22 protein-coding genes are annotated in these 19,418 nt (G+C 58.9%); 11 read left to right on the forward strand and 11 right to left on the reverse strand.

Annotation, left to right across the window (positions count from 1 at the left end; translation table 11 throughout):
• Positions 1–3 precede the first annotated feature (3 nt).
• From brxC to LJ655_RS08200, 7 genes are all read right to left on the reverse strand, one after another.
• Positions 4–3,651 carry a BREX system P-loop protein BrxC gene (brxC, locus tag LJ655_RS08170; RefSeq protein WP_230560751.1) on the reverse strand — a complete coding sequence of 1,216 codons (3,648 nt, stop codon included), beginning with the start codon at positions 3,649–3,651 and terminating at the stop codon, positions 4–6.
• A 19-nt stretch (positions 3,652–3,670) separates the two neighbouring features.
• On the reverse strand, positions 3,671–4,243 hold the full coding sequence (locus LJ655_RS08175) for a BREX protein BrxB domain-containing protein (RefSeq protein ID WP_230560752.1): 573 nt from the start codon (positions 4,241–4,243) through the stop codon (positions 3,671–3,673).
• On the reverse strand, positions 4,224–5,009 hold the full coding sequence (locus LJ655_RS08180) for a BrxA family protein (RefSeq protein ID WP_230560753.1): 786 nt from the start codon (positions 5,007–5,009) through the stop codon (positions 4,224–4,226). The genes LJ655_RS08175 and LJ655_RS08180 overlap by 20 nt, the downstream gene beginning before the upstream one ends.
• Positions 5,009–5,506, reverse strand: coding sequence for a BrxE family protein (locus LJ655_RS08185; RefSeq protein WP_230560754.1), 498 nt, complete (start codon positions 5,504–5,506; stop codon positions 5,009–5,011). Before LJ655_RS08185 ends, LJ655_RS08180 begins: the two co-directional genes overlap by 1 nt.
• 244 nt (positions 5,507–5,750) lie before the next feature.
• Positions 5,751–5,996 carry a helix-turn-helix domain-containing protein gene (locus tag LJ655_RS08190; protein WP_230560755.1) on the reverse strand — a complete coding sequence of 82 codons (246 nt, stop codon included), beginning with the start codon at positions 5,994–5,996 and terminating at the stop codon, positions 5,751–5,753.
• Positions 5,997–7,516: 1,520 nt separating this feature from the next.
• The gene (locus LJ655_RS08195; protein ID WP_230560756.1) at positions 7,517–8,266 is read right to left on the reverse strand and encodes a hypothetical protein; all 750 of its coding nucleotides are present in this window, start codon (positions 8,264–8,266) and stop codon (positions 7,517–7,519) included.
• Positions 8,263–9,087, reverse strand: a complete 825-nt coding sequence (locus tag LJ655_RS08200; protein ID WP_230560757.1) for a hypothetical protein — start codon at positions 9,085–9,087, stop codon at positions 8,263–8,265. The genes LJ655_RS08195 and LJ655_RS08200 overlap by 4 nt, the downstream gene beginning before the upstream one ends.
• 279 nt (positions 9,088–9,366) lie before the next feature.
• On the opposite strand from LJ655_RS08200, the gene LJ655_RS08205 reads away from it, so the two are divergent.
• Both LJ655_RS08205 and LJ655_RS08210 read left to right on the forward strand, forming a co-directional pair.
• The gene (locus LJ655_RS08205; RefSeq protein ID WP_230560758.1) at positions 9,367–9,951 is read left to right on the forward strand and encodes a hypothetical protein; all 585 of its coding nucleotides are present in this window, start codon (positions 9,367–9,369) and stop codon (positions 9,949–9,951) included.
• Between the two features lie 561 nt (positions 9,952–10,512).
• Positions 10,513–11,289 carry a hypothetical protein gene (locus LJ655_RS08210; RefSeq protein WP_230560759.1) on the forward strand — a complete coding sequence of 259 codons (777 nt, stop codon included), beginning with the start codon at positions 10,513–10,515 and terminating at the stop codon, positions 11,287–11,289.
• Positions 11,290–11,304: 15 nt separating this feature from the next.
• On the opposite strand, the gene LJ655_RS08215 is transcribed toward LJ655_RS08210, so the two are convergent.
• Positions 11,305–11,442, reverse strand: coding sequence for a hypothetical protein (locus LJ655_RS08215; protein ID WP_230560760.1), 138 nt, complete (start codon positions 11,440–11,442; stop codon positions 11,305–11,307).
• 181 nt (positions 11,443–11,623) lie between these two features.
• On the opposite strand from LJ655_RS08215, the gene LJ655_RS08220 reads away from it, so the two are divergent.
• Complete coding sequence (locus LJ655_RS08220) at positions 11,624–11,977, forward strand: DUF7673 family protein (protein ID WP_230560761.1); 354 nt, start codon at positions 11,624–11,626, stop codon at positions 11,975–11,977.
• Between the two features lie 160 nt (positions 11,978–12,137).
• Here LJ655_RS08220 and LJ655_RS08225 read toward each other — a convergent pair whose 3' ends face one another.
• Positions 12,138–12,911 carry a basic helix-loop-helix domain-containing protein gene (locus LJ655_RS08225; protein ID WP_230560762.1) on the reverse strand — a complete coding sequence of 258 codons (774 nt, stop codon included), beginning with the start codon at positions 12,909–12,911 and terminating at the stop codon, positions 12,138–12,140.
• A gap of 60 nt (positions 12,912–12,971) precedes the next feature.
• Complete coding sequence (locus LJ655_RS08230) at positions 12,972–13,364, reverse strand: outer membrane protein assembly factor BamE (RefSeq protein WP_230560763.1); 393 nt, start codon at positions 13,362–13,364, stop codon at positions 12,972–12,974.
• A gap of 359 nt (positions 13,365–13,723) precedes the next feature.
• Between LJ655_RS08230 and LJ655_RS08235 the strand changes: the two genes are divergently transcribed.
• From LJ655_RS08235 to LJ655_RS08245, 3 genes are all read left to right on the forward strand, one after another.
• A complete protein-coding gene (locus tag LJ655_RS08235; protein ID WP_230560764.1) occupies positions 13,724–14,131 on the forward strand; it encodes a hypothetical protein in 408 nt (135 codons plus the stop codon).
• Positions 14,132–14,537: 406 nt separating this feature from the next.
• A complete protein-coding gene (locus LJ655_RS08240; RefSeq protein ID WP_230560765.1) occupies positions 14,538–14,849 on the forward strand; it encodes a helix-turn-helix domain-containing protein in 312 nt (103 codons plus the stop codon).
• A 1,205-nt stretch (positions 14,850–16,054) separates the two neighbouring features.
• The gene (locus LJ655_RS08245) at positions 16,055–16,435 is read left to right on the forward strand and encodes a hypothetical protein (RefSeq protein ID WP_230560766.1); all 381 of its coding nucleotides are present in this window, start codon (positions 16,055–16,057) and stop codon (positions 16,433–16,435) included.
• A gap of 67 nt (positions 16,436–16,502) precedes the next feature.
• Here LJ655_RS08245 and LJ655_RS08250 read toward each other — a convergent pair whose 3' ends face one another.
• Complete coding sequence (locus tag LJ655_RS08250; RefSeq protein WP_230560767.1) at positions 16,503–16,673, reverse strand: hypothetical protein; 171 nt, start codon at positions 16,671–16,673, stop codon at positions 16,503–16,505.
• Between the two features lie 139 nt (positions 16,674–16,812).
• Between LJ655_RS08250 and LJ655_RS08255 the strand changes: the two genes are divergently transcribed.
• The 5 genes from LJ655_RS08255 (at position 16,813) to LJ655_RS08275 (ending at position 19,258) form a co-directional block, all read left to right on the forward strand.
• Positions 16,813–16,956 (forward strand): hypothetical protein, encoded by a 144-nt coding sequence (locus LJ655_RS08255; protein WP_230560768.1) that lies wholly within the window; start codon positions 16,813–16,815, stop codon positions 16,954–16,956.
• A 48-nt stretch (positions 16,957–17,004) separates the two neighbouring features.
• Positions 17,005–17,157, forward strand: a complete 153-nt coding sequence (locus LJ655_RS08260) for a hypothetical protein (RefSeq protein WP_230560769.1) — start codon at positions 17,005–17,007, stop codon at positions 17,155–17,157.
• Positions 17,158–17,360: 203 nt separating this feature from the next.
• Positions 17,361–17,864 (forward strand): hypothetical protein, encoded by a 504-nt coding sequence (locus tag LJ655_RS08265; protein WP_230560770.1) that lies wholly within the window; start codon positions 17,361–17,363, stop codon positions 17,862–17,864.
• A 72-nt stretch (positions 17,865–17,936) separates the two neighbouring features.
• The gene (gene tnpA / locus LJ655_RS08270; RefSeq protein ID WP_230560771.1) at positions 17,937–18,353 is read left to right on the forward strand and encodes an IS66-like element accessory protein TnpA; all 417 of its coding nucleotides are present in this window, start codon (positions 17,937–17,939) and stop codon (positions 18,351–18,353) included.
• 419 nt (positions 18,354–18,772) lie between these two features.
• A complete protein-coding gene (locus tag LJ655_RS08275; protein ID WP_230560772.1) occupies positions 18,773–19,258 on the forward strand; it encodes a hypothetical protein in 486 nt (161 codons plus the stop codon).
• The last annotated feature ends 160 nt before the right edge of the window (positions 19,259–19,418 follow it).

The following is a 19,418-nucleotide window of genomic DNA, read 5'->3' on the forward strand; positions in this document are numbered from 1 at the left end:
GAGTCAGTTTTCCAGCTTCAGGTCCAGTTCAAAGGCGTGGGCGTAGCTCAGTTCAGAGCGCACGCGCTGTAGCTCTTTGATCAGTGCATCCAGATCGGCCAGGGTGGTAATGTGGCCACGGGCTTTGACTTTGCGCTGTACGGCAGGCTTGGGCTCGTCTTTGCCCTGGGCACCGCCAGCCTTGATTTCGGTCTCGGCCTTCATGCGGGCTTGCACCCGCTCACGGCCCAAGTGCTCAATGCGCGCCTTGGCGTCTTGTGCTTGGGTCTGAATGACGAAGTCCTGGTTCACCAGGGTGCGCAGGCCTTGGGCGTCTGGGCTGGCTTGCACTGCCAGGCCTTCCAGGCTGGCCAGCAGCTCTTGCTGCTCTTGCTGAGTCAGTTCCCCCCACTCGGGCACGCGCTGCACATCGGCTGCTACCTGTTTCAGGCGATCGGCCTGCGTGGCCTGCAGGGTCAGAGCTGCTTCGCGCACACGCGCCCGCAGACTGGTCAACCGGCTGTTTAGGTCGGCGGCAGAACGGTAGAAGTCGACTTGCGCCAGCTGCGCGTCCAGCTGACTGAATGGCTCGGCTAGGTCAGCTTTCAGAGCAGCAGGCTCGCCGGTGTTGGGCAGACTATCCACCAGGGTCCGCAGGTCTTGCAGGCCGCGCAGCGTGACCTCCAGCCCCTGATCCAGTGACTGACGCAGCTCGGCGGCCCACTTCAGGCTGGCATAGAGCGGTGACTCAGCCTTTCCCAGGCGTTGGGGCGCATCGGAGGCATCCGTGAGCAGCACATCAGCGATCTCGCGGCCCAAGGTATCCAGACGGTCTTCACCCGGAAGGCCGAGGCTCCTCAACTTCTCTGCCAGGGGTGCGTAGCGATTCTGCAGGCTGGGGAAGAGGCGCACCGTGGCCTTGCTGATGTCGTCTTCCAGCGGCACCACCAGCTCACCGCTGAGTTCGGTGAGGCGGTCTGCGGCCAGCGCCAGCATCTCCATTGAGGGCTTGTCTTCGCGCAGTGACAGGCCCACGTTTTTGAAACTGTTGTTGGTCTTCAGCGCATCCACGGCCTGCTGGCCGTTCACGGTGACCTCACGCCCGGCCACCTTCAGCTTTACCTCGCCGGCCACCAGCAGCGACGCGACCAAGTAGCGCAAGGTGTCGGGTGACCAGCCGAAGGGGGCATCAGCGAATCGCTCGGACAGGCTCTTACCATCGATGGGGCTGGTGCGCTCGATGGTGTCACGGATGCTGACCAAGGCCTTGTGATCCACCTTCACCGAAGGTTTGCCGGCCTTCACCTGAATTAGGCTGAGCGGGTCGATCTGTGAGGTGATAGCGGCCAAGTTGCCAGCGCGCAGGAAGCGTTCCGCCGTGTCAGTGGCCACGCGTACCGGGGCTTCTGCATAGCGGTCGAACACCTGCTCGGCTACAGCGGCCAGGTGCTTGCGGGCGGCGTCCAGGAGCTCAGGCGCCAGCGATTCCACCGCAGAGACTTGGCCACGGAAGATGTACGAGCCTTGAACCAGGCTGCGGCGAATCAAGCGCTGGAGTTCGCCCTCCAGGCGGCTGGCACGGTCCAACTGGCCGTTGCAGTAATCTTTGACCTCTTGGTCGGGGTCGTTGCGGTGCTTGTTGGCGATCTCGCGGCAGCGAAAGATGTCGGCCGTCAGTTCTTCGATCTCGGGCGTGGTGCGGCCAATCAGGAGGACCTGGTACTTGCTGGAAACCAGGCGCGACTCGTCTTGAAGTCGGGTGCGAGCTGCCTCGTACTCCTTGGGGTCACATATCTCGACCAGCGTCTGAATTGTGTTGCGATCACCCGCCAGTGCAGTTGGCAGGCCGCCAGCACCCTGCGCCTTCAGGCCCGTCTGCACAGCCAGTGAGCCATTGAGCTGCGTACTGGGCAGCGGGGCATAGACCTCGGTAAGCGCAGCATTCGCCAAACGCTTGAGCTCCACGGCGCGCAGAGGGATCTGGCTCCGCTCTTGCTCGACGTTGTTCAGCTTCTCGCTGAAGAAGCGCAGCTGGCCGTCTTGCTCTCCGAAGGGAACAAAGCGGTCGGCGATCAGCTCCTCGATGGCGCGGTTCACGTCCTCGGCACGGCTGGCCAGGGACACGCCGTCGTGCATCAAGCCCGCCACGTTCTGGCGCGTGACAGGCAGGTTGCCGAGAATTTGCAGGATGGCCACGGTCTTGGCCACCTGGTGATGCAGCGGCGAGCTGGAAAAGCGGTTGCGGCAGACCTCTTGCACCGGCTTGTACAGGTTGGGGAAGGCACGCTGGATGTCCTTCTCCAGTGCGTCGAAAAGGGTGGCGGTGGTGGCCAGCCAGCCCACAGCCTGGTCGGCCACGGCTGTGCGGCCACCGTCGTTCTCGATCAGAATGTCCTGAATCACCTTGATCGCCGAGCGCAGGCCAATGCCACCGGTGGAGCGCGCCAGCGCGCCGAGCAGGTGCAGCAAGATGTCGAAGTGCGCCGGCAGGAAGGGGTACAGATCGATGAAGGTCTTGCGATCGAAGTCGGCGCCAAAGGCGCGCGCGTCTTCCAGCTTGGTGTGGTGGCGCAGGGCCTGGCCGTGTTGGTCAAACAGCACGCCCAAGGCCTGCGCACCCTCGGGAGACTTGCCCAACAGGCGGGTGAAGCAGATCTCCTTGATGTCGTTTGCCTCCAGGTCGATCTGGATCGGGAAGCGGTCTTTCAGCTTGAACAGCTGGGGTGAGTTTAGAGCGGCACGGGGATCATCTTCGGTCAGCGTTTGCTGCGCCGTGCCGATGATCCACACCTTGCCGCCACCGAGAGCCTTGAGGTTCTTCGACAGGCCGTCGAGGTTGAGGATCAGGTTCTGGCGCGAGCCTACGTACTGACCCACCTCGTCGATGATGAAGATGATGTAGTCCTTGCCCGAGGCTTCGCGGGCAATGGCCAGCATCTCCTTGACCCGGTCGTTCTCGAACACCACCACATCGCTGGTTTCGGTGGTGAAGGAACTTTCGGTCTTGAACAGCGTGGGGTATAGCTGGTGGGCGATGGCGGGCACCAGGCTGTCCACCACCAGCTCATCGTCGCGGTACTGCGACCAAGGCTCACCGCCGGTGGCCTCCTGAAACAGCTTCAGGAACTCTTCGTAGCGGCCCTCGCGGCGCAGCTTACGCTCCAACGCGGCCACCTTCAGGTTGCGCGAGTAGCCCGCCCACTGCAACACCTTGTAGAACAGTACCGTGGAGACTTCCTCCATCGTGGCGCCTGCCAGCTGTTCGCTCGCCAAGTCAAGCAACAGCACGGCGGCCGGGAAGCGCTTGGCGACGGTGCTGAGCAGCTGGCGCGTGGTGGTTCGCTTCAGGCGGTCTTGCAGGTGCTGGCGAAACGGGACGCCGTCGATCTGGATACGGTCGTCAAACGCCAGGCCCAGGTATTTGGTGAACGAACTCTTGCCCGAGCCGTAGAAGCCCGATACCCACACACCAACTTCGTTTTCACCGCCGGCATCCATGGCGGCTTGCATCTTGAGCAGCAGCTTGTTGAACTGCTCGTCAATGCTGTCGGTCACCACGTACTCGGACACCTCCTTCTTCAGGCGCTCTTCCTGCGAGACGCCGTAGGCGATGACCTTTTCGATGCTGCGGTAGATGTCCCGGGACGGGTCAAACAGTTGCTTGATGTTCATAGGTCGCTTCTCTGGGGGGTCAGCCGCCGACGTGGACTGAACGGTAGTTGCCGTCCTCGGGGTAGAACCCGAGAAACTTCAGGCGCGTCTTGCCGGTGCGAACGCCGGGGTAGAGGAACACGGTGGGCACATGAAACTTGCCTTGCAGTTGGCCCTCGATGACGCCAATGCGCATGTAGGGATGCAGGGCTTCCAGATCGGTCACTAGCAGGATGCTGCGGGGCTTGCCTTCCAGCCCCTCCAATTTGGCCTCCAGCCGCTTCTGTAGGGCGCCCGTGGCGACCGCGTTGGCTAGCGACTTGTTGGTCTTGTCCCAGGCCTGCGGCGCCTTCTGATCGGCCACAACCCAGACCTTGCGCATGGGCGCTTGCGCCAGGATGTCGCCAACCTCCTTGGCGATGGAGAACTGGTGGACGTCCCACCCTTCGTTCGTCAACCTACTGCCCCATGCCGCGTGCCGTCGCTTCACGTCCAGGATTTGCTCCGGGTGAAAGACCAGGTAGAAGATCGGCTCGAAGCTGGCATGACCGAACTCGCGGCCATGCTTCACGCGCTCAATAAGCTCGTTGAAATCATGATCGAGTGAGGACATCGATCAACTCCCCTTTGGTTTTGTAGTTCCAGCCGATGTGCACCACGTCTCCGGCGGCTTGCAGGATCAGATAGCCCTGCAGCGAAAGCCGCTTGAGGACATCTCGCACATCGTTGGGCTGAAGGCCAAGAAGCTGCCAGTCTTCATGTCCGACGATCTGGTTGTCGGCCAGGCCTTGGAACTTCAAATCATAAGCCAGGTAGGCGGCCACGCGGTCTTGAACCCGGAGTGCCTGTATCCGCCGCAGCCCTCGGATGTTCTTAGACAGCAGCTCGTAGTCAGCGCAGCAGCTGAGCAGGTAGTTGCACATCCGGCGGATGGTGCTGTCAGACCAGGGCTTCTGGGTTCGGCCAGCGCGAATCCCACGGAGCAAGAACTCCTTGGTGTCCTCGGAGGTCAGCCCATCACGGCCAGCGGCATACCGGGGCCAGTAGAGCTGGGTGACGAAGTCGCTCAGGACCAGATTGGCACGTGCGGTGTAGAGCAACATCAATTGCAGAAGCTCAGCCCGGCAGACGTGCTCAGCAAGACGTTTCAACATCCATGCGGCATCGGGCTCGCGCAGGTAGCGGGGTGCGAAACACTCGATCACCACATTGCGAAGCCTGCGCGCCGTGACGCGTGGGAACAGGCCAGACTCAAGCGCATGACCCAGGAGCCCTTGGGGCTCCATGCCTTGCTCATAGAGGGACAGAAGCAGCCGAGTCTCTTCAACGAGGCCCGCACCAGCTGCCAACTGACTTGTGTAGAAGGGTGGGCGAGCCACTATGCCTCCCGCACGAACGGGAAGGTCTTGATGCCCTTACGGAATCCGTCGAGATACACACCTGCAATGGCCCCGAGCAGCGCCTCCGCATCATCGACGAATTCGCCCGCCATAACCTGCGCGCCTTCACTGGCGGCACCAGGAGCCGAGAGGACTTCAAGCCGGGCCAGTGCTGCGTCTGGCGCTGTCAGATGTTGGCGCAGTTGTTCAACGAACGTGATTTCGGCCAGCGCGGCCGCGACACCTTGCTCGAGAACCTCCGGAAGACGAAATAGGTGATGGGTTCGGCCGACGCCTATGGCTTCGTCATGCACTCGCGCTGCAGCTGTGGTGACCCCATTGCATTGGGCTTGAAACGCGGTTCGGGCGAACACCGGTGCGAGGAACGCCGATGCGCGCGACCCGAAGAATTGGCTGGCAAACCAGGCGGCGTGCTGCTCGGCCAAGTAGCCCACGAGGACGCGGATCTCTGCCGCGGATTCGAAAACGTTGGTCATGCTCTATTAGTGTTCTTGACGGCATGCATGCCGTTGGCGATGCGCGACGCAGCGCGCATTGACTGCGCACCGTTCGCAAGCTCCAAGCAACTTAGGCGCGCCCCCCCCTCCCGCCGGGTACCTTTGTTTCAGGTCACTATACCTTTGAGGTGAGGCCATTCGCTGGGCCGTTGCATTAGGCAATTCGATGGTTCGACCGGTGCCCGAGGCCCAAGTGGGACCGCCACCGTGGCCGGTGAAACGCTTACGCATTGGTTTTATCCGCTGCCGAAGGCAGAGAGGCCTGCGGCACTTCCTCGTCTGGCACGTAAACGGCTACATCGCCGACGCCGCACCCGAAGAAGCGACAAAGGGCGTCGATGTTGTTCAACGTTGCGTTGTAGCCGCGCAAATTGACCATCCTGTAAAGGGTGGTCCGATGGAGGCCCGTGGCCTCGGCCACCTCTTTTAGTTCGACGCGCTGCCCACGCTTGAACGTCGCTTCGGCCATCAATTCGGTTAGTCGCAGTCTGATCACGGTATTCCAGTGGTCTCTTGGCCTTTCTTCATTCTATCGAAAATGTTGCATATATGCGACATTTCGTGCCGTTATTCAACTTTCGCACCACGATTCTTGGCCACAAGTGAGCAATGCGTACGCGCACAACGCGCGCGAGGCGGAATAATGTCGCCGCACTTCGTCTGCTCCTGATTGCCCGGCTTAATGCTTGCGCTTGATTCATTGATTAGCGGACCGCTGCGATACATTGAAATATCGACGGGAAAATTTACACGAAGATTAGAACGCCACCCTCTTCCGAACCCCATTTCTCGCCTGTTCGCAAATCGACCGTTTGCTGGACGCGGGCAGGCACCCAGCCCCCCATTCTCATCGGTCGCGGTCTGACTGCTGCCGCCGCCTTTCGCGGCTAAGCGGTATCGCCGTCGGCGCCGCTCTGAATAAGAGAGTGTGTGCGGTGGCAAGGTCTGCAGCGCGGCCTTCATAGAGCTGCTGGATGACCTTGGCCGGACTGCGCTTTCCGTATTTTTCGGTCCAACTTCCTCACCTGTTTCTCCAGTGCCTCGATCTTGGCAAGATACGGCCATAGTTCATCCATAATACGGTCCTCACGTTCCTTTAATTGCTTGACTAGGAACGCGTATTCCCGCTCGTACCTCTGTCTAGCGACCCGTGTATCGGACCATGCACGTTCAAGGGGCCCGCTTTCTCTTCTCAGCTTGCGCAACTCGCGTATAGCGGCCTTCAGATGTGCCTCGTCTGCCAATTCGGTGGCCTCATCATGGGCCTTTTGCGCACGGCTCGGTTGATTGGTGGACTCGTTCACGGCTCAAGAGCGTCTTCAATCCATCTTCAGAGCGTGCGAAAACGCCAACGGAAGTTTAGGTCAGGATACGTGATGTACGTACGGCTGCGTTCTGCCGTCCATGAGGGGAGACTCAGGTTCCGCCCGAGACCCAGACGCGATTGGCGTATCTCGCGAGAGCCATCATGAAGGAATTGATCGCGTCGCAAAAGTGTCACGGGAATCAACGGACAGATCGAGCCGCCGGCACCGGGTCGGAAGATGCGCCCTCGCGGCGTCGTCGCGCGAGCTGTTCAGACTTCGTTGGCCGCCCGCGTCTCGGCGCAGCAGGTGTTAATTCTGCGCCGGCCGCCACGATGACGGGATTCACATGCTCACCAAGCCAGCGCTCGACATCCTCTACCCGCCAGAGTAGCCGCTTCGTTCCAGGCAAACGACAAACTGGGGGCAAGGACTGTGGGTTTCTAGTCGCGTCGCTACGAATACTTGCGACCGATTTGCGGAGGCATTCCGCCAGCTGATCGACCGTGAGAAGTGCCTGCATGAAAATTGGCCCTTTATTGTGCCATGTCACATTTGTGCCCAAGGCGGCGTTGATTTGCGCACACCCGCGCACGGGTTCGACTTCTCAGCCGCGCCCCATTCGCGGGCCTTATTGAAGATAGCCGCTCGGCAACTTGCCTCGGTGCCAGGGCTACATCGTCACTCACAACTTACCGCCCTCCTGCCCTCGTTTCCGAACCTCCTCGGCAAGCGCACGCTTCTTTTCCGCGAACTGCTCGCGCTCCTCCTTGGCCGCCTGCTCTTTTTGGGTGGCAGCCTGGGTACCTGCACCAACTATCTGCTGGCACAACAACTTCAGCTGCTGCAACTGTTCACGCGCATTGAGTGACATCCGATCATCCGGGCCCGCGAGCAACAGTTCCGGTACCCGTACCTGATTGAGCTGCAACCGCCCGTTGCGCACCGCGTCATGCGTGACCTCCACCCTGCGCGCCGCATCGAAACCTTGTGAGATGACCCACTGTGGAAACTGGCCGATTGCACGTGCATGATCAATGAGGCGCCCATATGTAGCCTTGAATGCCATGCGCGCGCCCACCACATCGTCGAGTTGGAACACCGGCTGCGCCGTCGCCCACGCCTCAGCGATCTCCGTAGTCCAGACAACCGTCTCCCGCTCATCAGCGGCTCTCACCGCGATCGCCCAAGCCTCATCGGCCTCCGGACGTTCGTCGCGACGCTTTGGCAGATATCGCAGAACCGCAGCAGGCGTAAGCGGCACATCCTTCACGCTGAGATAGCTGGATAATGCAGAGATCACCAGCGGCATCGGAAACGGCTCGAGCATCGTCCACCAGACGCCAAGTGCATCCGCTTGAGGCAAGGGCTTGTGAATGGTGTGAAACGTCCGCGTGAGTTCATCAATAAAAGCTTTTTGTTCTTCGGGCTTCACGGTGCCGGCTCCATGTCGATGACGTTCGGATCATCTACTGCCCCGAGGAATGCCGCTGCATTCGCAGCACTGATAGCAGCGAGATCATGCTTCGAGCTAACGCGTGGCGGATTCAATTCGTTCCGGATGAATCGATCAATCTGATCGGCATCACGCAAGATCAGTCCGACGCTGTTGTAGAACTGCCCCTGATCGTTCATGCCCATGTTGTACGGGGTCAGGCTGCAACCGCGAATGGCCTGGCAAAGTTGATCTACCGAGTACCCCATGCCAAGCGCGCCCTTGATCGCCCTGGCCCGACTGTCATCGAGCCTCGCCTCCGGCACGTTCATCGTGTGTTGCCAGAACGAAAAGATTTCCCGGACGGCCTCGTCCCCTGGTGCAGCTTCGGAACCCTCGGCAGAGGCACCCCTGACCACCTCATCAAAGGCTTTGCCAAAAGCCGGTCCGATGCTGTGCACACCGGCCCGCAGAAGTTCCATGGCCTCCCGCTTGAGATCGCATTCTGGAATCAGATCCCATCCCTTCCCCCACGAGCGGACCACGTTGGGCGATTGGGGCGGGTTGCACTTGAGTCCGTTCGGAAGCCAGACAACGCGGGCAATCCAGTCAGCTTTCGCCATGCCTTGCCGCGAAATCTCCCCAAAAGCCTGATCAAATGCGTCAAGATCCCAGCCGATCTCCTCCGCCATCGCGGCACGCCCTGAATGGAAAAGACCGGGGATATGCCGGGTATGGGGCCCCGTGATCAGAAACAGCCAAAGCGCCTGCCCGCTTGGGACAAGCTTTGACAGCCGGCAGAATTTCTCATCGCCCCACATCCTCAGCTCGATCCTGCGATACGGAGCCTTCGATGTCTGGAGACCATGAACACTCGCCGTGCCGGGCTCGTCTGCATTACCATTGCCTGCACTATTGCTAACGCATGCATGAGCGCCTTTTACGACATCCGCCATCAATCCTCCGAAAAAAGACAACCACTGACGCGCCGGCCAGGAAGGTTTCCAGCAAAGCTCAGCGCAATGGTTCGATCTTCGGATAATGGGAAGTAACAGGGACACGTAAAATGTACCGCTGGTGCTCAAAATTTTGAGTCGGGTATGAGCCGCATAGACCCTGCCCAGGCAGAGGCCTGGTCACTGATTGCAACCAGAATTAAAGACGCCGCCTTTGCAGATGGAATCAGCGACATAAAACAGCTCGAAGCCATCTTTCGGGTCGGCGAGGTATGGCGGAAATGGATTAAACGCAAGCGCATTGCCCGGGACGTCAACCGGACACGCATCATCAACGAAGCGCAACAGCGGGGATGGCTCGATCTCGCGTCGATTCCATTCAAGGACATCGCGGCATTGCCCGACGAAATCATCCATGCCCTGGATCAAGGGTATCCGGAGCCACTGAAGTCACTCCCCAAACCTCCGCCCGGTGGCGCGCATCAGACGGCCCCGCTAATAGTAAATGCCCTGCTTGACGATGCGGTCAACGGCATTGCCTCGAAGCGCCAGCAGGAATTTCAGGAAGTGAGTAACAACGCCGACTTTGACAGGTGGACAGACGCTGTGTCCGCAATTAGAGAAGCGTTTGCCCTAATCAATCCAGGTCGGGAATTAACGCTCGGAGCCGACGCTGACTTGCTCCGTGTACGCCTCATCGCCGCATACCGGCGGGACGGGTACAAATAGCAGCAAGGTTTGCGGAAAAGCACACGGACATTCCTGCTCCTTGCTCCCTGGTTCTTTTTCCTGCTACTGGTCCTGATTCGACGATGCCTCTCTAGTAGGCTTTCGTCATGCCATGAAATGCCACGCATTTCATGGCACCGCAAGAGGACGTACCGCCTCTATGCGGGATATGAGCCCCCCTGTCATGCTCACTTTTTATTTCAGCAATTTTCGTATTCGAGCGTATTTTCTCACTGATCCTTGGTACGAAAAATCAAAAATCGGAACCTCTATTAATCATGTCGCCTTCGGCGACTCATTTTTTCGACCGCAAACCCTCGTGACGCATATGATGTTTCTTTATGTTGTCCCCGTTGACCTCAGCTCGAACCGACGTGTCACCCCGCGAATGTGCACTGCGCACTGCACATATCGCAGTGCGCATTCGCGCAGCGAAGCTCCGATTCGTGTGGTATCGCGTATCGTCGATAACACGTATTGGTAATTGTAAAAACAAATTAATATTCAAATTTATCAGTTATCCGAATTTATAATCGTGTAAATCATCTTCGGCGTAACATCATGCTTCATCCGGACAAGATACGTTTCATGCAGCGCCTCCAGCAGGCGGCCGTCCATCAGCATGTCTTCTACACTGCGGGGCGAACCGATCTCCCGGGCTTCGATCGGCTGACAAAAAGATTCGCCGATGCATACGGCACTGAACTCAGTCGCCAGACAAAGCACAAACGCCGGCTGGCCGGTGAGGCCAGTAGCTGCCTTCATGGTGTGCGGCTGACCACCCGGAGCGACAATGGCCAGCTGTCTGTCGACTGGGTGTTGCTGGTCAGCCCGGGCTTTGGCCTCGTGACCCACCGCGAGCAGCTCCAGGATCTGCGCGATCCACGTTCGCGGCTGATGTCGCCAGACGAGCGCCACGAGCTGGTCCATGACGGCAAGACCTGGTCGTGGCGGCTGACGCATCGCATCTACAACCAATATCTCGATCGAATTCACCGCATCGCTTCATCGTCCACAGATCGGCGCCGACAGATCGAAATCAACGGCGTCTCACGGGACGCTGATGCCGAAATCCTGCTCGACCGGCTCTACTCTGAACCGGGTTTTCGCCTGGTGCGCCGGCAGGTCGGCAAGCTTGTCGCCGAACTGCGACGCGACTGGAAACGGCTGCGGCCAGCCAGTGGACCGCAATTGTCAGAACGCGCTTTTCTCGCCTACGTCCGCTTCCTGCCGGATCAGCCGGTGACCAACGGGTTGACGCGCGCAGAAAGACGCGAGGCCTTCCTGAGCGTGTTTCCTGAACAGATCGCGAGCACAACCATTTCCGATAGTTACTGACCAGACGCCAGCGCTTCAGCGCCCCAAAAGCAGCATGACCAGGGTTACCAGGGTCGCGATCGCCCCGATCGTGCCCGCGACCACAGCCGACAACGCAACGATGGCTTCCCTGCCCTGTGCGCGAGGGAACAGGCGACGTGCGATGACAATCATGCTTCTGTTCATTATTCACTCCCCCATTCTCCACGTTGGGTCGAACCCGGTACCCGCCAGCCTTCGCGCCAGAACCTCTCGTCTTCCGCCCTTCAACTATTGGCCAACGAATTCGAATGCATGGCGTATGTGTCGTCGTTCGACATATCGGGCTGCTACGACAACCTGAAGGAGAAATCGAATGTCGACACCCGACCCGTTTGCTGCGTTCATGAACAAGGTCCTCCGCGGCCACCCGCACAGTCAGAGTCTCATCGACGAGGGGCGCATTGCCCTGCACAGGCTCTACGACTTTGCGCTAGGCGAAACAGGGGAAAGCTGCGTTATCGCCATGTTCCTGCTTGGTCTCTACGATGCAAGACGCTTTCCGCTTCCGGTCCAGGAGCTGCGCATGCTGGACCGGACGCTCATCGACGACGTGCTGCGCGTCCTGAGAATGGATTTCCTGGCTGGCTCGGACAACATTCACCACTACTTTTGGAGTGGCGAAAAGATTTTCGAACATCTGGCGCAATTTTGGGACTTCGACGAATGACCCGTGCGGTTTGAAACCGTTCCCCCGTGGCGGCTGTCACGGGGGAATCTTTTAGAGCGCAAAGCGACAGCCCATTCCCTGCTGTCGTCGAACCGGCATGAAAACGGCCCAGTTGTGTTCACACCGTCGTCAGGAGCTGCCGGTCGATCACGCATACGCCTTAGCTTGCCGCAGGCATTGCTGCCCCGAGCCGCTTCAGACCGTCGGCGAAGCCGCCCACGTAGTCGGAGCTGAATTCCAACAGCACACCCTTGCGAACCGTATGCGCGAGCGTTACCGGGTTGTACCCGTCGCTCGTCGACGCGTACTTCGTCAATGCGCGGCCGGCGAAAATCCGGATAGCACGATTCTGGCGCCAGGCATCCTCGACCGCCTTTGCCGGCAGATCGACCATCTGGGTCCACGACGCCCCGCTGCCGACGTTGCTGAAGCACTCGAGATCCTTGATCGTCTCGCCATTACTGTCGGCCACGTGACCCAGCGGCACGTAGGTACCGTCGTCCTTCACGAGCCAGAACTCGATGCCGTTGCCCGTGTGAAATCCGCGATAGCCGCGCACGACCTCGGCATCACTGGGGCAGCGGTCTTGCGGATCAAGGGGAACATGCGTTCTCCAGGCATCCTGGAAGCCGCCGTTTGCGATCACTCCCGTGACAATCCGGTACGCCTGTGCGTGACCAGCAATGTTGTAGTCCGTGGAGGCCAGTTGCAGATTCAGATCCAGCCAGCCATGGAAATCCGGATCGTTGACGAACTGCTTCCAGTACAGATGCGGTGCGACGTACGTCCTGACCATGTTACAGCCGTTACAACCTGCATAACCCGTCTTGACCGCAACCTTCGCGGCGACCTGATCCCGCGTGAGCGGGGTCGTATTGATTGCACAACCGCAGATCGAAGTGATCAGCGCGCAGACCAGAAACAGTTTCTTCATATCGATATCGCCCTGCCGGATGACTGGATGGCCGGCTGTCCTCCAGGACAGCCGCAAGCCTTACTGGGCGATGCCGCCACGTACCACGTTACTGCTCTCGGCGAACGTGTATTTCTTCACGACGCCCTTCTCGTCGAACAGCACCGTCAGCGTCTTCTTCTCGACGTTCGCGCCATGCGCCAGAAGGTTCAGGACAAGCACATAGTTGATGGCCTGAGGTGTCGCGTGGTCGAATTCGTAGTTCCAGATTTCCAGGCCGGCATCGGTAAACGACACCTTGTTCGCCGAACCAAATGCCGCCTGCACGTCGGCCCTGGTCGATTTGCCCTCGACGATCGAGTTGCCGACTGAGGTCTGGCTCTGATCCCTCAGTGCCTCATTGCCCGCACTCACGGCACAACCAGCCAGCACGGCCGAAGCCGTGATCGATACGGCAACCAGAATCTTCTTCATTGTGAATCCCCGAATTGGAAAAAGTGGCGCGCGGCGGTGGGCAGCACGTCCGCGACACGGATGAAAACAGATGACCAGGCAGAACCTGACGCGGCAAGTCAGGTCAGGCGCGTGAGCAATACGTCACGGCGAGGCATTTCTATTCCGGTTTTTCAATTTCCAAGCCCCAAGGTCCACGGTCCAGTTCCTGTTTTTCCGGTTCGCGTTCCCACCAGATAGCTACGATTTTCGTAGCTATCGAGACGAGAGATTGCTACGATATTCGTAGCAAGTCAACTCGCCGCCAGATAGGGCCGTCCCGGCTGGGCGACGTCCATGGAAAACTAGAGCAACACGGAAATGCAATGCAAGGGGCTGAAATGAAGGCGCTGATCCAGTCTTTCAGACGTTTTCCCAGGGCACCGTTCTGGGTGCGCGCACCGGTTGGCCTGCTCGCGCTGACGGCGGCCATCCAGATCAAGGATCTGCTGGATATTGTCTGGAGCCATTTCCACGTCAACCAGTTTGTCGCCGATATCGTTGTGCAGACGGCGTTCGCTCCCGTCGTCGTCACACTGATTGCCCCCATGTTGTCTTTCCTCGCCCCTCTGTTTCATGGAGAGCGGTCGGGCAAAGCACGGCGATTTGACGACAGTGACCCGCTCGATCGGGGCATTCATGACGACTCGTGGGATTCGTCAGGGCGCCCTGACCCGGGAGCCGACTGGTATACCGATCCCAGCTATTCATGGTTTTCGGGAAACATCTTCCACGACGATACACATTAGTCTTGGACCCATATGGCCTGACCGTCATCGGCGGGTTTCGCAAGTACTGAAGGAGAATCCTCAATGAATGCTGTCATGCGCGAATTCGTCAAGGCGGCCAGAGAAGCCCCAAGGCTATTCTTCCTGCCACTCACGGGGGCGATTGAAGCCGTTCGTCGGGAGATGGGGCACGGTCGATGCGGTCGGACCCCGGAAGAACCGGCGAATGCCCGGTCCAGTAACGGCGCCGGGGATCGGCGTTGACCGGCGATGTCCGGGCACGGACGGACCCTGCACCGACTTCCCCGGTCTGATACGCGCGACCGTCGTCATCCCGGTAGTCATCCGCAATCACTACGATCTTCGTAGTATCTGGAATTCTGGTTAACTACGACATTCGTAACTCTGAAAAATACAGGGTTACGCAATGTTGGCAACAGACAATACCGTCTTTGGGGGACGGCTGAAGGAAGCCCGCCTTCGTGCCGGCCTGTCGCAAAAGTCGCTGGGCATTGCCGCGGGCCTCGACCCGTTCGTCGCCAGCACCCGTATCAACCGCTACGAGCTGGGCATCCACAAGGTGGATTATCCGTTTGCGTGCCGGCTGGCTGCCGAGCTTTCGGTCCCGACTGCCTATTTCTTTACCGAAGACGACGACCTTGCCGAATTGATCCTGCTTTACGGGCAGGCGTCAAAGCGGGCGCGGACGCGGTTGCTGGCAGCGGCGCGCGAATTATAGGTACCCGGAACGCAGCTATTGCCGGGCACACGTCGACCTGCAAACGGCACCGACTACACAAAAGGAAACTGCCGGGTCGAACTACCCCGGCAGCGGTTGTGCGCCACATCATGTGACGACTTTGGCCCTACGGCCGTTGGTCTGACGTTTTTACTTCCTCGCTTCTCCATGAAAATGAGCTGGGCTGCCAGGCCCCGCCATGATTCAGAACACACTCGCGCATTTCAAAGTACCGCTCCGGCCTTTCGCTCCGCGCGGACAACCGTCAGGTCTGCCCTTGCCTCGTCGCTACTGAGCCAGTCTCCCTCACCCGTACCTCGCCCGGTGCCACCCGGGTTCAATCGGCCGTTGGTGATTCCCACGTTAGTCATGTACGTCGTTATGACACGCCGCCGCGCTCTGCTATCGATAAATAGCCCTATGGGCCTACCCCGCCTTGCGGCGGGTTTCAGGGGGGTGAGGTTCCAGAGTCCCTCCCCTACTTCATCGATGCTTCATCGCGCCCTGACTAACTGACCCGCCTCCCGGCAGACCAGCCAGCGGCTTGTCACGACTTACCCGGATGCATCCTCAGCGGATGCAACGTACGGCTTGAGCTATCCAGCGATCTCGTCAGCTTGCGCCGGCGAGTACCAGGTGATCCAGGTTTCCCCTCACACCCCTGCGCCATTCCTGACGCCTCAGCAGCCCACCGCCCGGGACACCGTCCGACCCTTTCGAGCCGCCCGTTGTCGGGATTTCCACCCGTTCGCACATGGCAGGGTTACTCCAGTCACCTGGAGGCCCGTGTCCGTGTCGCCCGACTTCACACTTCGCAAAATTGGATTGGGTCGAAGGGGGCATTACAGCCCCCAGCGCCCTGCGTAACGTAGCGAGCCCAATTACAGGCACCACGCTTCAGCGGTCAATTCCAGCTGATTGGCAATCGACTGGAACTGAAATGCACGAACATGTCTGGGGTTGGCAGCCCCGGCACATTCAAGAGAGTGTGTGGACCACCGATCCTTTCACAGATCGCATAGTTATGCTAACAGTAATTCAAAAAATCCCTATACGCGCGTCTGTTATAGGGATATTCGTCGATCGGTAAAGTAACAGGTATGCGTACTCAGCCGATTTTCTTTTTATCACCTCGCGTTCGCCATCACCTGCTGTCAGGCCAAACACCACTCCCATCGTGGCCCGGCGTAACAGGAGAATGAGCAATGGAAAACATCCCCCAATCCGCAAAGCACGTCGCGTGCGATTTCTTTCTTGATGTTGAACTGCTTTGTATCGTGCGCGACGAGGCAGTGTTCGATTTCGGTGAAGAAGTTCGGATTGTCCGGTTGGACAACAGCGAGGCACAGGTTGGCGAAGTCGGGCGCCTGGCGTTATTCCACACCGGGCACGGCGAACGATGGCAGTTTCGCCCGTATCGATCGGGGAGTTGGCGCAGGGTGCCCGAGCTGGACACCCCCTCAAGCTGGACCTGGCGTTGCATAAAAACTGGCGACTTCACCACCACAGCAATCGGTGTCGTGCCGAATCATACGCCAACCGGTCATCCTCCATCGGAAGATGAGAACAACGGGCTTCCGTTTTAAAGAAGGACGCAGGAGGGCAAATTGCCCTCCTGTTTTTACTTTTCTGCCCCGTTACCGGACCAATCCTTCAGTCCGCCATCCAGCCAGCCTTCACTTCGGAAAGCACGAAATTGAGCCCGTCCACCACGGATCGATCGACTTGACCATTCTCGCCAATTTCGACTGTGACGCGAATGCGTAGTGGATGGGCGGCTGCTGCTTCGCGCAGTGCATCGACATAGTCGGCGAGGTCTTGCACCAACACCCCTGGTCATCCAGCCTCCCCTAAACCGTCCCTTGGGAAATCTTTTGGCCGATAGGCGAGCGGTTCCCCCTGTTCGTTCTGTTTCAGGTTGGCATAATGCCAACCTAGCGAACGAATTCCCGATGAGCCGCACATGAACTCAGTCGAAATTGAAGCCGCCGTCTCCGAGCTGGCCGAGGCGCCCTTTGATGCCACAGAATTCTCCTCCGCCTTTCAGGCCGCCTTTGGTAACAAGGACACCGCGATCGCCCGCTTGCGCAAGGGCGACATGAACTAATCCGACCTCGCCAATGGCGTACTGCAATGCAACAATATTCACTTTGCCGTGGCCACGCCGGACCAGGTCGGCGCGACCCTGAACGCACCGCGTTCGAGCCAAGAAACCGCCAAGGGCAAGGTCAAGGTCATCTTGGCGACTGACGGCACGACGCTGGAAGCCGAGGAACTGGGAACAGGTGAAACACTCGCGTGCGACTAGTGCCGCTGTCCGTCATCGACGAAGCCGTACGCGGCATCCTCGACGGCACTGTCGTCTGCAAGGTGTACGACCGCGCGACCGGCAAGCTGGTCGCGCGATAAGGCCGACTCACCGCACGAACGCCCCAGCCGGCACGACACACGGAGTGAGCTCGAACGCAGTCTCCGAATTATCAATCAAAGACTAAAAACAAAGAGTCCGCAATGAAGATCATGCTGCGCAAGGAAGCCGACAGGTACATTTACGGGGTCGGGGCGTTGCTCGCATTGCCAATCCTCAGCGTCTTTTCGTACAACGCAGAGCTTCCTGACATGATGGCCTATTTCGCCGCTGCCACTGCCATTGTGGCAGCGTTAGTCATGGGCCGACCGGTCTTCCCAATTGAAATGCCGACAGGTCCTAACGCGAAGACGGCGCTGGAAAATATCGTCGATCAGCAGACAAATTTCAGGATGGGCGCAAAGCTTCTGGTGATTGCTGGGTTGGCTCTGTTGCCGGCGCTAATAAAAAATTGGATAACTTTCCGTTACTCCATGGTCGTCATGGAGACATTTGCCGTAGGGTGGGCAATCACGGCAGGCGTACGTGCGTACCTTGAGGACGGGAAATTTCCTTTTTTGCGCCCCGTAATTTGGGGTGTGCTTCTCTTGATGGCCATCGTCGTCAACTCGACGCTTATTTCGTGGTCTCCGCTTCTCGGACCGTAAGCGGCCGGCCATCTCGTCTTGAGTTGCGTTGAAGGTCTTGGGAGCATCGCATCCACTTAAATAGGTGGACACGTGAACACTATCGAAGAAGAAGCGCCGCCTGGCCGTCGTCGACGCCGGCGCTATAGCGTCGAGTTCAAAGCTCAGGTGGTGGCAGCTTGCCAGGGCCCCGGAGCGTCGCTCGCGGCCATCGCGTTGCACCACAAGCTGAACGCGAATCTGCCGCGACGTTGGGTAGAGCAGGCCGAAAGGAACGATTGCGTGCTGGTGGCGCGTAGCGACGTGGCGGCGCCGTCGGTAGCGGCGCCGGCGTTTGTTCCGCTCCCGCTGGAAACGAGGAGCGCGCGCCCGGCTGAGATCCGCATTGAAGTGCGCCGCGCGGACCAGTCGATTACGGTTAGCTGCCCGAACTGGACACCCGTCAAGCTGGACCTGGCGATGCATAAAAACCGGCGAATTCACCACCACCGCGATCAGCACCTTGCCTAACCGTAAGCCAACCGCTCAGCTTCCACCGGAAGATGAGAACACTGGGCTGCCGTTTTAACGAAGGACGCAGGAGGGCAAATTGCCCTCCTGTTTTGACTTCCTCGCCCCTATCCGCCGAGCCAAAATTCCTGCGAGATTTTTATCCTCGCGGACAATCATTCATCCAAATATTCCTCTGACATCATAGTGTTACGAGAAATTTTTTTCGCAAGCACGCCAGATTGCGCTACACTGCTTTGCAAGATGGGCTTCCTCCTCAACGCGTACAGGAGGCATCCTGTTGATCATATATGTCGACCTGGTGTTCCCGACAGAGCACGGCGGGGAATGGTGTCGCGGCGGCACACTACGGGGTCGTGAGCACAAAGCCCACGAACTTTCAACCACGTTTGAAATCCACTTCTTTAGGAGTACAAATCATGAAAATCGATGCTACCAAGGATGAGATGAAGAAGGATTTCGCGGTGGCCTATCGCGAGTTGGTCCGTAGCCTGTCCGATTTCCAAGTCGTTCAGATTGCCGCGTGCAATGCGGGGATTGCGTATTTCCCTGAGATCGGCAAAGCCTTCTTCTCGTATGAATGGGGAGGGGGTCACTGGAGTCATCATGTGAGTTCCGGGTGGACCGATCAGTATGGGCCAGCAGTCATCGGTGGCACGGCTGCAGTTATTCCTGACGCCTATCGTGATCTTGATCTCGAACGCATGCAGTCGTACGACGCCGAGGATTCCGACTCGGATAAAACCGAGTTCGAGAAGAAAATGGCCGACCCTGCATGGGTTGCGGAAATCGCTGCAGCATGGCGTGCAGAAATGCTCAGCCCCTATGTCATCCGTGACGAAGTCGAGGTGGCAGTCGATCGCTGGGTGGAGATTCTCGAACAGTTGGCTAGCTCGGAGACCTGAGATATCGAAGGAGGGAGGTCGACCGGGCCTGTCATTAATTTCGTGCTCAAGGCATATGGTTCTCCCAGGCGAACATATGTCTCACAAACCGCCCCCCCGCCCGCCATAGAGCTACCAGCGATTCCCGCTGAACCTGCTGGAGTAATTCAGCAACGGCTCG

It is taken from the genome of Paraburkholderia translucens (assembly GCF_020881035.1).
Taxonomy (GTDB): domain Bacteria; phylum Pseudomonadota; class Gammaproteobacteria; order Burkholderiales; family Burkholderiaceae; genus Paraburkholderia; species Paraburkholderia translucens.